Below are 12,892 nucleotides of genomic sequence, written 5' to 3' on the forward strand. Positions count from 1 at the left end.
GCTAAATTGAAATAACATTTGAGGAAAGTAAGCGACGGTTTTCATGTGCGGTTTCCCGAACGAGAGGTGGTAATTGTATACACGGCGGGACGATCGTACTTTCAGTACAATGTCAGTATTTCAACCTGTACACCTGTTGAGCCTGAGTCTCTGAGAGTGTGGAAGTCGCTCTCATCCTTTCGTTGTCTGGATTGGACGCTTTTCAAGGATTAGGCGGTGCGAGGGCCAGAAGCAGACAGTTAACCAAACGGCACAAGGAGATAGGGACAGATGGGATAAGCCCAGAAGCGAGAGAGTCAGAGAATTTTCATCATCATACCTTCAGAAAATCACGACAGCAGCAGCAATATCACCCAAAAGAATGATTGATTCAAAAAAAGTTGCGTGTTATATTTCAATATCATTCTATACAAAAATACTTTTACCTAAAAGGAGAACAAAAAATGGACACACCTACTGATCGCGCACAAGAACCAGTCGGGACAAGAGAGCTCGAATCAATACCTGTATCTGAAAAAGTTTCTGCCCAAAAAGTTTCTGAGGTTAATTTTGAAACGACTCCTCTAGAAACCCCTGCTTATACTCAGGAAAAAGTTAGCGTCGAGGAGGTAAAAATTAACGGCGACGATTTGGTTGCTAAAGTTAAAGAACTGATTCACGAAGGAAATATCCGCCGCATCATTATCAAAAATGAAGAGGGACGGATCTTAGTAGAAGTTCCTTTGACAGTGGGAGTAGTCGGCGGAGTCATCGGTGCGGCGTTGTTTCCAGTCATTGCAGCAGTAGGAGCGATAGGTGCATTAGTAGCTCACATGACCATCATCATTGAAAGAACAGAATAAAAAAATTCGTAAGGATTCAGGTCAAAAAAACTTCGGTGACAAAAGTTGGTAAAATAAACCAATGAAAAAGCCCGCAGCAACCAGAAAGCAGAAAAAAACCGAAATATAGCAGTTGAGCCAAGCTTAACTTGTAGAAATGGTACTGGGGCTGCAAAAAATCATTGAATAATTGCAAGAAAAACTAGGGATTGCTACGGGCAAAAATCCAACCACCAGTCAGACTTGCTTCACTACGTTCGCAATGACAGGAAATCCTAGTACGTGCATCCAGGATTAACTGGTTCCCAGGCTGGAGCCTGGGAACTGAGGAATGAGAAATAACTTCCACAAACTTGTGGAAGTTATTTAATTCTCATTCCTTAGTCCAAACCGAGAGTTAAGCAACGTTTGCACGCGCCCGATTCAGAGACATGGATTAGGGCGTACTGCAATAGAAGGATAGGCAGAAATTAATCGCTTAAAACAGCTTTTTCCTCTGTTGTTGGATACCGAAGCAATTTATCAAGAATGGGAGCGACTGGCGATCGCAAATAAGGTTGTAGGTGTTAACGTTTATGATGCGCGGCTAGTAGCTGCTATGCTAGTTCATGGTTTAACCCATATCCTAACTTTTAACATTGCTGATTTCGCTCGTTATTCACAAATTACGGCTGTTAATCCTCCAACTGTAAAGCCTTGATTAATTGGGAATTTAACAGAAATTATACTCTGAGCAAAAAACAGGCAAGATGCCTGTTCCACAAAAAGCTAATTTGATTGTGGGGAGTAGGAGTTGGGCCGGAGAGCCCGCCCTTAGATTTTACCGGGTGTGAGCAAAATTAGCTGTTTTGATAAGATCGATCGCACTTCATCCAATCCCATCTCCACATCCGCCAAAATCTCTCCCACAGTTCTGGTATTGCAACCTTGCAAAAACTCAAATTCAGCACTTGACAAATTGACCAATTGGTAATTGCAATCAAACACTTGTTGACTCGGCCAACCGTGCATACAACCACTCAACTCAGGAATTGCCGCCAAAAGTGCCTTATCGTCCGACCAATCAATCTTATTAACAGGCTTTTTGCCCAAGAAAAACTCGTAATGAGTGATTTCCGTATCCAACAATTCAATTAATCGATAAAGCTCCCGTTCCGTCAAACCCTGAGCTCTTTCTATCAATTCCGGCGCTTTCCCCAAAAGTCTTTCTAACTGCCAATATCCCGGATTTGAGAAACCGATAAATTCCAATCCCGAAGCGTCAATTAACTCGAACAAAGTCTCGATATTGTAGTCAATTTCCTGCGGGTGAACGTACATATCAGCAAAACATTCGTCCCGCTGATTTTCTCCTGCCCAACGCTGTTTTTCGTACTTGACAAGACGGTTGTTTTCTGGTAGAGAAGCAAAGATTTGACGACCGACTTTCACACCATCGGGATAGTCACCTTTTTGGGAACCTTGGAGAAGTCCGATCGCCCTTTGCATGAGTTGAATTTCCCAGCGTCCGAGCTCAGCATACACAAAAATGTGCATCAAACCGCCCGCCGCCAACTTCGCCGCCAGGGCTTGAATGCCCCGGATCGGATCGGGTAAGTGGTGCAGCACACCCACGCAGTTGATCAAATCAAACTCGCCCTCTAACTCGGCGGCATCGTACAGGCTGAGGTGGCGGAAATCTGCTTCGCGCGCTCCCGATCGCCGACAGCGTTCTTGTGCTACCTTCAAAGCACCCGCACTCAGGTCGATCGCCGTCACCGAAGCTTCGGGATTGAGGTGAATCAGATAATCGGTACTCGAACCCGTGCCGCAGCCAGCATCTAAAATCCGAACATCTAGTTTTGGCGGCTTTTGGCCGGTGCAAAAATTGTAAGCATCAGGCCAACTCCAGCGCCAGTTGTAGCCTGGGGGCGGTTCATCTGACAAAGGATCGGGCGGGAAAGGGAAAGTATCGTAAAGCCGCCGCACGGCAGCACTGATATCGGGTGTAGTATCCATAGGTGACATTTGTTGGGCTTGGGGATTCGGGATTGGACTGACAACTGACCGCTGACCACTGACCGACAGCAATTTGATCCGCGCCCCCCGGATTTATCGGTGGGGTCGATTCTTCAATCTAAAATCTAAAATCTAAAATCTAAAATCGGTTGACAGCTTCTGCGTAATAAAACTTATCATTTTTTCTCATATAAGCTCTCTTAAATCTATACAATAAATCTCGACAGGCTTTTTAACAAACGAGGACTGTCAATAGCCCACCGCTGAACTGTCGGGTAAAGCGGAGGCGTCTTTCAAAAGAGCAACAGGTCTCGAAACAGGCAGAAGAAAATTTTTGATTTTCTTTTCCTTTAATTCAAGGCACTGGCTGCAATCGCCCAAAGGCAACTCTCCTGCCGAGTCTTTTTTTCCACGGGTATACCGACGGATCGCAGCGGAGGGAGTACCCCGTGCCTGCCTTCGGATCGGACATTTACCCGCAGGCAGAAAGATGAAACCAAAACATTTTAATCTAAGAAAGTAAGCGCGCCCGAACCTCGTGACAGGTAAAGGCAAAAAGTAAACAAAGCAAAAATACCTACTTTGACCTGCATGAGAAGGCAAGGTTAGTCTGGTTAAATGCTGCAACGATTTAGATAGGGAGCGAAAGAGTCTAATGACTGTAAAAGCAAGTGGTGGAAGCTCGGTTGCGCGTCCGCAACTATATCAAACTGTACCGGTCGCAACAATTTCGCAAGCAGAACAGCAAGACCGCTTTCTACAGCGGGGCGAACTCAGCGAACTGGCAAGTTATTTCAGTTCCGGGGCTCTTCGGATCGATATCTCTGCGACGCTGACCCAAAACTCGGAACTGATAGTATCCCGCGCAGCTAACCGGATTTTTACCGGCGGTTCCCCGCTGGCATTTTTGGAAAGACCACAAGAACCTGCGATGGCTGTAGCAGGGGCGGCACGTGGCGGTTCGGCGAATGTCTCTGAAGGCATGAAACTGGGAAATGTCACCTACGTAGAAAGCCGCTCTGGCGGCAACGGCGGTGGCGGCGGCGGATTCTTGGGGCTAGGAAATCTATTTTCTGGCAACGGTGGCGGCTACAGCGGCCCAATCCCAGCAGGATTTCAGCCGATCAATGTCTCGCGCTACGGCCCGGGCAACATGACCAAATCTCTGCGGGACTTGAGCTGGTTTTTGCGTTACATCACCTACGCAATTGTCGCTGGCGACCCGAATATTATTTCGGTGAACGTGCGCGGATTGCGGGAAATCATCGAAAATGCTTGCTCTTCGGCGGCCACAATTGTGGCAATGCAGGAAATGAAGGCAGCATCTTTGGGCTATTTCCGAAACAATGCAGAGGCTAGTGCGATCGTCGGACAGTATTTCGACGTAGCAATTACCGAATTCAAAGCTCCCACACCTTCAGACAAGGTGCGGCAGCGCGAAAGCAACGACCAGCAAGGGCTGCAACTGCCTCAGATTTACTTCAACGCAGCCGAGCGACGGTCGAAATTCGTCATGAAAACCGGTCTGTCTTCGGCCGAAAAGATAGAAGTAGTCAAAGCAGCTTACCGCCAAGTATTCGAGCGCGATATTACCCGCGCATACAGCCAAAGCATTTCTGACTTGGAATCCAAGGTCAAAAATGGCGAAATCTCGATGAAAGAGTTTATTCGCCGCCTTGGCAAATCTCCTCTGTACCGTCAGCAATTCTACGAGCCGTTTGTCAACAGCCGCGCTGTAGAACTTGCCGCCCGCCACTTCCTCGGCCGCGGTTTGAGCTCGCGGGAGGAATTTAGCAAGTATTTTGCGATCGTCAGCAAAGGCGGCCTGCCAGCCCTCGTAGACGCGATGGTTTATTCCCAGGAGTATTCCGACTACTTCGGCGAAGAAACAGTGCCTTACCTGCGCGGTTTGGGCCAAGAAGCTCAGGAGTGTCGCAACTGGGGCCCGCAAATTGATTTGTTCAATTTCAGCGCTCCGTTCCGCAAGGTTCCTCAGTTCATCACCTTGTTTGCTGGCTACACCCAGCCTCTGCCAGACCAGCACGTTTACGGTGTTGGCAATGACCCCTTAGAAATTCAGTTCGGCGCGATTTTCCCGAAAGAAACTCGCAACCCCAAGAGCCGTCCAGCTCCCTTCGGCAAAGACACTCGCCGTATCCTGATCCGTCAAGGTGCGGGGATTGACAATCAGTTGAGCAATCCGGCGGCTCGCGGTGCTGCTCCTGGTTCTCTGGGCCCCAAGGTCTTTAAATTAGACCAGTTACCGAGCAACTATGTTGCTTCCAAGAAAACTGCCCGCGGTGTCTCCAGCAGCTACAGCAATTCTTCCAGTGTCAAATATACCGAAAGTTCCACCCAAGCGGTGATTCGGGCTGCTTACCTGCAAGTGTTTGGTCGCGATGTGTTCGACGGGCAGCGCCAAAAGGTAGCGGAAATTAAGCTGGAAAACGGCGAGATTCCGATGCGCGAGTTTATTCGGATGTTGGCGAAGTCTGATGTGTTCCGCAATATGTACTGGAGCAAGCTCTACGTTTGTAAGGCGATCGAGTACATTCACCGCCGACTCCTGGGACGCCCTACCTACGGCCGTCAGGAAATGAACGCTTACTTTGACATTTGCGCCAAGAAGGGTTTCTACGCGCTAGTCGATAGCATCATGGACAGCATGGAGTACAACGAAGCTTTCGGGGAAGATACAGTGCCCTACGAGCGCTATGTGACTCCCGGTGGTTTGTCGATGCGGACGATGCGATCGGGTTCCATCGCTGAGCAAAATTTCCAAGCTCAGACGCCCGAAACTCCTCGGTTTATTGAACTGGGTACAGCAGGCAACCGAGGCGATATCGAGTTGCAAAGTCGGATTGCTCAAGGTGTTAGCAAGCGGCGCGAACAAACTAAGATGTTCAAGCTGACGACAACTTCGGACAAAGTAGCTTTGAAAACTTTAATTCAAGCTGCTTACCGTCAAATTTTTGAACGCGATTTAAACCCCTACGTTGTGAAGAATGAATTCACGGCGCTCGAAAGCAAACTGGGCAACAATGAAATCAATCTCAAGGAGTTCATTGAGGCTTTGGGCTGCTCGTCGCTGTACATCAAACAGTTCTACGCACCTTATCCCAATACTAAGGTAATTGAGTTGGGTACGAAGCACTTCTTGGGCCGTGCTCCTCGCAATCAAGCGGAGATTCGGACTTATAACCAAATCTTGGCAAGTAAAGGGATTAAGGGCTTTATCAACGCGATGTTGAACAGCGTTGAATATGCTGAGGCTTTTGGTGAGGATACTGTTCCTTACCGCCGCTTCCCGACTCTACCTGCTGCTAATTTCCCGAATACTGAAAGACTGTACAACCAGTTGACTAAGCAGAATGGTGAAATTGTGGTTCCGAGTTTTGAGCCTGTGGCTGCGATCGACAGAAGCTAACAACAAACTGCAAGAAAGTTGATTTTGTAGGTTGACAAAAATCCCTCGCTATGGTAATGCTGTAGCGGGGGATTTTTGGTAATGTTACGCTGTTGATCGATCGGCGAGTCCCATAGTCCGACAGGGATTGAACTCCCTGTGTCCTAGCTAAAGTCCTTGCTATGAGGACTGAGGTGGGCGATCGTTTGATTTGGCGTTTCAGTCGGTTTTAACTGATATCTTGCACCATTCTCAATTAGCCCTAGGGGCGGGTTCGCCAACAGCCTTAAAGCTTGCAAATAGGTTCTATAAACCCGCCCGACCCCACGAAAAATCCTCTTATTGATATTGCTGCAAGATGTCAGTTAAAACCGACTTTAACTCTCTCGACGGGGATTTCTATCACTGCTAGGACTCAAAGCAAAACCCGATCGCCCCAAAAGTGCGATCGGGGTCGATCGATGAGTCCGAGAGTCCGACAGGGATTGAAATCCCTGTCTCATAGCTGAAGTCCACTTAAGTGGACTAAATTGAACCACAGTTTGATGAGACTGAGAAATTTGATAACGGGCAGGCAAGCGTGAGAAATGGTTGGCAATTCAGTATGGTCTCTGACCACGAATTTCTTGATGGTACCCGCCACGTGATTTATCCGTGGAATCAACCCAAAATCGAAAATCGAAAATCCTCAAGAAAGAGCATTTATCCGTGGGGTCGCCTCTAAAATCTAAAATCTAAAATCTAAAATCGATTGACTGTACTGAGTATATTTAGGATTTGAATAATTAAACTAACTGCCACTCAAGAATACCAAACTACAAAGTATAGGACGAAAAGAATATGGGTTTGTCGATCTAAGCTGTTGTGCATTTAATTTGTATGTTAACGGCGGGCTTTCGGGCCCAAGCCCTACTTCCCACAAGAGAAAAAATTTATTTTACTATGCAATTTAAATGCGGATTAGCTTATTGATTTCGCTAATCTTAGGATTATTAATTACAGCCATGATTAATCGGTTAATGGCGATATAGCAACCGCCTTGGCGGTTTCTATACTAGCGTGTTTTTTTATTCAAACTGACAACAAGTATTTTTTGTATCGGAGGCGGAATATGGATAATTTATCGGACAATTCAGCATAGAAAACACAATATATTGGTTTATGAAGTCGGGGCGGAAACTTGCACCCGCCCTTTAGATATTCGGTTAACCGTACTCAAATAGCCACTTTAACGCGAGAACATTACCGCCCACTCTTCGTCGTTGATTTCAATATACAAAATTGCGATCGGCACAGACAGATCCATTACCTAGTTATCGGGCATTAGTGATTTCCCTTCATTCCCTATAGGCAAAAATTAGGTATAATTGGTTAGCGCGTATTATGATAAAAGTTTAAAAAAAGAAGGGCCAGGGAGGGAAGAACCCAAACGCGATAGTGATGAGTCATTACCCATCTAAAATCTAAAATCTAAAATCTAAAATCTAAATTTGTATGAGCTACATCAAGATATTGACCGCAAAATAAAACAGCACAATAAACGGGCCACTTGTTCTGATTAGTAAAGTAGCGAAATGAATAAGGTATTAGGGCATAATGTTGTGAAAGATGGAACAGGGTATGGAACTAAATTTACAGAAATTTTATAGCGCCTGCAATCCCAGCTACACCCTGGCAGTAGCAAATCAACAAGACCGACAATACTATATCGATTTCTCTTCAGTGCGGGGCGGCACGATCGTAGAACAATTGGAGCGCACCATCAGCCGTCTGTCCCCCGATTCACCTACCTGTCAATTATTCACCGGTCACATCGGCTCTGGTAAATCAACTGAATTGCTGCGGCTACAAGCTCAATTGCAGCAACAAGGATTTCATGTTGTTTATTTTGAGTCGAGTAAAGACTTAGACATGGCAGATGTAGATATCACTGACATTTTATTGAGCGTTGCTCGTCAGGTGAGCGAAAGTATCGAGAAAATGAAAATCAAGCTGCAACCGACGGGTTTTAAAGCTTTGCTCAAAGGGGTTGCTGATGTTTTTCAAACTCAAATAGACTTGAGTGCTGAAGCTAATGTCCCTGGTTTTGGGGAAATAAATGCCAGCACGGAGGGAGAATTTTCTCTGTCTTTGGGAATTGGGAAAATTACTGCTAAGGCGAAAGATGCTCCGAATCTGCGATCGGAGTTAAGGCAATATTTGGAGCCGCGAACTAACGTAATTTTAGATGCACTGAATAAGGAGTTGCTGGAACCGGCTAACCAAGAACTGAAACGCCAGGGAAAACAGGGACTTGTGGTAATTATCGACAATCTCGATCGCATACACCTGTGCGCGAAACCGACGGGGCGACTGCAGCCGGAATACCTGTTTGTCGATCGCGGCGAACAATTGGCAAGACTAAATTGCCACGTCGTGTATACAATTCCTTTGGTGCTGATTTTCTCTAACGATTTGGGCCAGTTGACCAATCGATTTGGGGTAGATCCGAAGGTTTTGCCGATGGTGCCGGTGCAGTTTAGCGATGGTTCTGAGTGTTCTGAGGGTGTGGAATTGCTGCGGCAAATGGTTCTGGCGCGGGCTTTTCCAACGGTGCATCCTTCACAGCGCTATGCTTTGGTGGGCAAAGTTTTCGACTCTGCGGAAACTCTCGATCGCCTGTGTCGAGTCAGCGGCGGTCATGTCCGCAATTTGCTGCAACTACTGTATGGCTGTCTGCAGAAACAAGACCCTCCTCTGTCGCGGGAAACTTTGGAAAATGTGATCGTCCAGCGCCGCCACCAGCTTACTTTGGCGATCGAACCTGATGAGTGGCAATTGCTGCGCCAAGTATCCGTTACCAAAACTGTGAACGGGGAAACTAAATACCAAATATTGCTGCGGAGTCTCTGGGTTTTTGAATACCGTTACGGCGAAGATTATTGGTTTGATGTCAATCCGATTTTGGCTGACGCCAAAGAGTTTCGGGAAACAGTTGAGAGTTGAGAGTTGACAGTTGACAGTTGATGGTTGAGAGTTGATGGTTGATGGTTCATGGTTGAGAGTTATCTCCGCCTAATCATAAACAGTCAACAGTCAACTAACAAAAATGATTAAAGGCACGACTAAACTGTTGGGAGTAATTGGTCATCCCGTCGAACATTCTTTGTCGCCGGCGATGCACAATGCTGCTATTTCCCACTTGGGAGTCGATTTTGTTTACTTGCCGTTTCCGGTAAAACCAGGGGATTTAAAAGCTGCTCTTGCAGGATTTGCGGCGATCGGCGTTCGGGGATTTAGCATCACGATTCCCCACAAACAAGCAATCTTACCGCTGTTGTCAGAAGTTTCCCCGATCGCCCGATCGATCGGCGCAGTCAATACCGTATACCTGACTGACAAAGGTTGGTGCGGCACAAATACAGACGTTGAAGGCTTTCTCGCGCCCCTGCAAACCCCCCCAACCCCCCCTTACCAAGGGGGGGCTAGGGGGGATTCCGAAGAAACGGGCAATACGGCAGTCGAATCCTGTCCCCCCCCTTACCAAGGGGGGGCTAGGGGGGGTTCCGAAGAAACGGGCAATACGGCTGTTGAATCCTGTCCCCCCCCTTACCAAGGGGGGGCTAGGGGGGGTTCCGATTGGAGTCAGAAAGTAGCGGTAATTTTGGGGAATGGCGGGGCCGCGAGAGCTGTTGTGGCTGGATGCGCTCAATTGGGATGTGCAGAGATTCACGTTGTCGGCCGCAACGAACAAAATTTAGGGGAATTTCAGCAGAGTTGGGTCAATTCTCCGATGCCCGTGCATAATTTGCAGGTGCATACTTGGGATAATTTGTCAAGCTTAATCTCGCAGGCAGATTTGCTGGTGAACACGACGCCTGTGGGGATGTATCCGCAGGGGGAAAAGTCGCCGGTTGCGGCTGGTGAGATCGATCGAATTTCAGCAGGTGCGATCGTCTATGATTTAATTTACACCCCTAATCCTACCCAGTTTCTCAAAGATGCGAAGCTTCGGGGAGCGCGAGCTATTGACGGACTCCCCATGCTAGTTCAACAAGGAGCAGCCGCCTTAAAAATTTGGCTGGATCAAGAATCCGTCCCAGTCGATGTGATGCGCCAAGCCTTGCGCCAGCATTTAGGTCTAGATTAATGCCATTTCTTCAAAAAGTAGCTGTAGTTTTCAGAATTCCTATAAGCAGGAATTTGAGGCCCAATTCGCGCTAAGCTGAGAATTAAAATATACTTGCCCCCCCATTTATGAAATTTCGAGCTATCAGCCTTTTTTTTGCTACTTGCCTAATCGGAATTTTTAGTTTGGTATTCACTCCACCTGCTTGGGCTTTGACGCAGATTAAACTTTCAGACCTTTCTTATCGCGAATGTCCGGCAGAAATGGGAGAAGGAACAGTCACCAGCGGCAGTTCTATGGAAGCTACCTGCTTTTTGATTACTGGGAAAGCTGAAAATAGCACCGGCAAACCAGTTGTCAATGCCGATATTTTCGGCCGCATTTATGATGCTGACGACAATCCGGTGATGCAAAACCGGACTCGGTTGGGTTCTATAGAAGAAGTTCCTCCCGGAGTTAGCGATTTTCAGCTCAGAATTTCCGTTGCCGCCAATCAACGAACACCTTTGAAGCTCAAGCAATTTAAAGCTACAGGTTTTACTGGCGTGGTTCGCCGCTAACGAAACTCTTGGAGATTTTGGGTTGGCTGCCGATGAAATTGCGATGCAGTTTTCGATTTTCGATTGTTGAGCGGCCGGCAATTTCTCATTTCTAATTTACGATAAACTCCCCAGCTTTTCAACCGGGGAGTTAATCTAAAAATGTCAAATCTAAAATTTAGTTGCCGGCGGCTAGGTCTGCCAAACAATTTACGCTCGATGCTGAAAAACTTAAGCTTTTCCAACTACAAAGATGTTTGCAGGCTGGTCAAAAGACCGATCAAGAATTCCGAGCCGAATTGCAGTACAAAAAACGCAATTAGTGGTGAAAAGTCAATCCCTCCCAAGGGGGGGATAATCGAGCGGAATAGATTGAGGTAAGGGTCTGTTAACTGACTCAAAATTGAAAACGGGGGGTCGTACCAATTGATGTTAGGGAACCAGCTTAACAGCACCCGAATAATCATCAGGGCTACATAGATTTGCAGAAATGTGGACAGCGTGGTTGCCAAAAGGCCTAGGGAATAACTCATATATTCTCGTTGAAGTTTGAGTAAAGTTTACAGACACTTTAACTTAAAGTTTAGCATAGGTCGGGGAGAGGGGGAGCATGAGGCTGTTTACGGGCGGGCTAGAAGAGTAACGACCCACAATAAAATTCACTCTTGGCTTCACAGGCCCGAAAGGCCTGTTAAGCGAGAATGGTGCAAGATGTCAGTAGCCCCCATCGATCGGCCCGACTAATCTAAAATTTTAAAGGGATTCAGGAGTCTTGGGCGATCGAACCCTCGCTGCCCGACGCCGGCGCGTTGCCGTTTACGTCGCCGAGTTGCAGCCGCACGTCATCTATTGCCTGATTGAGCTGGGCAATTTTATCTTCTAAACTCAGCCTTGCTACTTCCATCCCTTCGGCTTCGAGTTGGCTGGCTTTCCTCTGGCGGATCTTTCTTGTCTTTGCTTCTGAAGGTTCACTCAGCAAAGCTTCAGCAGCGCGCCGCGACAGCACCGCGCCCAAAACGGCACCCACCAAGCCGCCAACTGCGGCTCCGGCAATAAATCCCCCCGTAAAACCCTCTCGATTGCTCATGGCTCAACTCAACAGCGCGATATTTCTTTGATTTGTTTATTTTGACACTCTCCCGGTGAGAAACCGGCAGACGATTTTAGATTTTAGATTTTAGATTTTAGATTGAGATGCCCAGCGCGAAAAATCATCCGCAAAGAGAAAGCCTAATGAGCATCAAGTCGGTTAGTTGTCAGGTAAGGCGAGAATTCCGACTTCCGAGTTAAAGCGGATCATTTCCAAAGATCGATCGCCATACAAATCTTCTATGTGTTCCAAGCAGCACTCGATCGCGAAATCGTTCAATTGGGCCGGCTCAACGCCGTACATTTCCTCAAACACCTCTGAGTCTACCCGACAAAAGCGCGGTCGATCGGCATAAATTCCGCATTCTCTGGTGGTTTTGTCAAAATTGATACACCAACCGTCATCTCCGACTAAGCTCAAATAGAGCGATAATTCGTCTTCTGATAAATACTCGTCTAAGTCTGGGCGCTCTGTTGGGTCGAGGTAACAACAAGCACCGCACTGCTTTACGCAACGCCAAGTAGCCATAGTTTGATTTTAGATTTTAGATTTTAGATTTTAGATTTTAGATTCGGAGCATTATGTGGAAAATGCCAAACTTTAGGAGATTTGGGCTCTTCAAGTATATCAATTGCCAGCGCCGGAGGCCCATATCCCGAAGGGGCGGTTGGATTTGAGATTTGAGATTTGAGATTTGGGAGACTTTCCGGGAAGGGGCATCAAGTCCGCAGTTCCCTGTGACCAAGACTTTCTTCATGTGGTACCCGCCACGTGATTTATCCGTGGAATCAATCCAAAATCGAAAATTGAAAATCCTTGCGTCCCCCGAATTTATCCCTGGGGTCAATCCAAAATCTAAAATCTCAAATCTAAAATCGAATGACTGAGAGGTCGATCGTAGTTTACATTTTGTTGAATTTTGTAAAGTTC

The 12,892-nt window shown here is 47.0% G+C and carries 11 protein-coding genes; 6 read left to right on the forward strand and 5 right to left on the reverse strand.

The window, feature by feature from the left end; translation table 11 throughout:
• Window positions 1-443 precede the first annotated feature (443 nt).
• Window positions 444-842: a DUF4342 domain-containing protein gene (locus tag QUA88_RS09220; protein WP_333054502.1), complete on the forward strand. Its 399-nt coding sequence runs from the start codon at window positions 444-446 to the stop codon at window positions 840-842.
• Window positions 843-1,320: 478 nt separating this feature from the next.
• A complete protein-coding gene (locus QUA88_RS09225; RefSeq protein ID WP_333054503.1) occupies window positions 1,321-1,521 on the forward strand; it encodes a hypothetical protein in 201 nt (66 codons plus the stop codon).
• A gap of 113 nt (window positions 1,522-1,634) precedes the next feature.
• On the opposite strand, the gene QUA88_RS09230 is transcribed toward QUA88_RS09225, so the two are convergent.
• Entirely contained in the window at window positions 1,635-2,819 is a 1,185-nt protein-coding gene (locus QUA88_RS09230) for a class I SAM-dependent methyltransferase (RefSeq protein ID WP_333054504.1), read from the reverse strand.
• A 655-nt stretch (window positions 2,820-3,474) separates the two neighbouring features.
• On the opposite strand from QUA88_RS09230, the gene QUA88_RS09235 reads away from it, so the two are divergent.
• Entirely contained in the window at window positions 3,475-6,246 is a 2,772-nt protein-coding gene (locus QUA88_RS09235) for a phycobilisome rod-core linker polypeptide (protein WP_333054505.1), read from the forward strand.
• 356 nt (window positions 6,247-6,602) lie between these two features.
• On the opposite strand, the gene QUA88_RS09240 is transcribed toward QUA88_RS09235, so the two are convergent.
• Window positions 6,603-6,728, reverse strand: coding sequence for a hypothetical protein (locus QUA88_RS09240; RefSeq protein WP_333210192.1), 126 nt, complete (start codon window positions 6,726-6,728; stop codon window positions 6,603-6,605).
• Window positions 6,729-7,845: 1,117 nt separating this feature from the next.
• On the opposite strand from QUA88_RS09240, the gene QUA88_RS09245 reads away from it, so the two are divergent.
• The 3 genes from QUA88_RS09245 to QUA88_RS09255 all read left to right on the forward strand — a co-directional run bounded on the left by QUA88_RS09245 (window position 7,846) and on the right by QUA88_RS09255 (window position 10,893).
• Window positions 7,846-9,210 carry a P-loop NTPase fold protein gene (locus QUA88_RS09245; RefSeq protein ID WP_333054506.1) on the forward strand — a complete coding sequence of 455 codons (1,365 nt, stop codon included), beginning with the start codon at window positions 7,846-7,848 and terminating at the stop codon, window positions 9,208-9,210.
• Window positions 9,211-9,313: 103 nt separating this feature from the next.
• On the forward strand, window positions 9,314-10,354 hold the full coding sequence (locus tag QUA88_RS09250) for a shikimate dehydrogenase (protein ID WP_333054508.1): 1,041 nt from the start codon (window positions 9,314-9,316) through the stop codon (window positions 10,352-10,354).
• Window positions 10,355-10,461: 107 nt separating this feature from the next.
• Window positions 10,462-10,893 (forward strand): hypothetical protein, encoded by a 432-nt coding sequence (locus QUA88_RS09255; RefSeq protein WP_190657424.1) that lies wholly within the window; start codon window positions 10,462-10,464, stop codon window positions 10,891-10,893.
• A 224-nt stretch (window positions 10,894-11,117) separates the two neighbouring features.
• On the opposite strand, the gene QUA88_RS09260 is transcribed toward QUA88_RS09255, so the two are convergent.
• The 3 genes from QUA88_RS09260 to QUA88_RS09270 all read right to left on the reverse strand — a co-directional run bounded on the left by QUA88_RS09260 (window position 11,118) and on the right by QUA88_RS09270 (window position 12,490).
• Window positions 11,118-11,405, reverse strand: coding sequence for a YggT family protein (locus QUA88_RS09260; protein ID WP_333054509.1), 288 nt, complete (start codon window positions 11,403-11,405; stop codon window positions 11,118-11,120).
• 230 nt (window positions 11,406-11,635) lie between these two features.
• A complete protein-coding gene (locus tag QUA88_RS09265; RefSeq protein WP_333054510.1) occupies window positions 11,636-11,959 on the reverse strand; it encodes a hypothetical protein in 324 nt (107 codons plus the stop codon).
• A 162-nt stretch (window positions 11,960-12,121) separates the two neighbouring features.
• The gene (locus QUA88_RS09270; RefSeq protein WP_333054511.1) at window positions 12,122-12,490 is read right to left on the reverse strand and encodes a YkgJ family cysteine cluster protein; all 369 of its coding nucleotides are present in this window, start codon (window positions 12,488-12,490) and stop codon (window positions 12,122-12,124) included.
• Between the last annotated feature and the right edge of the window lie 402 nt (window positions 12,491-12,892).

Source organism: Microcoleus sp. D3_18_C2 (assembly GCF_036702395.1).
In the GTDB taxonomy this organism is placed as follows: domain Bacteria; phylum Cyanobacteriota; class Cyanobacteriia; order Cyanobacteriales; family Microcoleaceae; genus Microcoleus.

What these genes read in the sequence shown, in the direction of transcription:
- QUA88_RS09220 (WP_333054502.1), top strand. Translation starts at nt 444, where the DNA reads ATGGACACACCTACTGATCGCGCACAAGAACCAGTCGGGACAAGAGAG.
- QUA88_RS09230 (WP_333054504.1), bottom strand. Translation starts at nt 2,819, where the DNA reads ATGGATACTACACCCGATATCAGTGCTGCCGTGCGGCGGCTTTACGAT.
- QUA88_RS09235 (WP_333054505.1), top strand. Translation starts at nt 3,475, where the DNA reads ATGACTGTAAAAGCAAGTGGTGGAAGCTCGGTTGCGCGTCCGCAACTA.
- QUA88_RS09240 (WP_333210192.1), bottom strand. Translation starts at nt 6,728, where the DNA reads ATGAGACAGGGATTTCAATCCCTGTCGGACTCTCGGACTCATCGATCG.
- QUA88_RS09245 (WP_333054506.1), top strand. Translation starts at nt 7,846, where the DNA reads ATGGAACTAAATTTACAGAAATTTTATAGCGCCTGCAATCCCAGCTAC.
- QUA88_RS09250 (WP_333054508.1), top strand. Translation starts at nt 9,314, where the DNA reads ATGATTAAAGGCACGACTAAACTGTTGGGAGTAATTGGTCATCCCGTC.
- QUA88_RS09255 (WP_190657424.1), top strand. Translation starts at nt 10,462, where the DNA reads ATGAAATTTCGAGCTATCAGCCTTTTTTTTGCTACTTGCCTAATCGGA.
- QUA88_RS09260 (WP_333054509.1), bottom strand. Translation starts at nt 11,405, where the DNA reads ATGAGTTATTCCCTAGGCCTTTTGGCAACCACGCTGTCCACATTTCTG.
- QUA88_RS09265 (WP_333054510.1), bottom strand. Translation starts at nt 11,959, where the DNA reads ATGAGCAATCGAGAGGGTTTTACGGGGGGATTTATTGCCGGAGCCGCA.
- QUA88_RS09270 (WP_333054511.1), bottom strand. Translation starts at nt 12,490, where the DNA reads ATGGCTACTTGGCGTTGCGTAAAGCAGTGCGGTGCTTGTTGTTACCTC.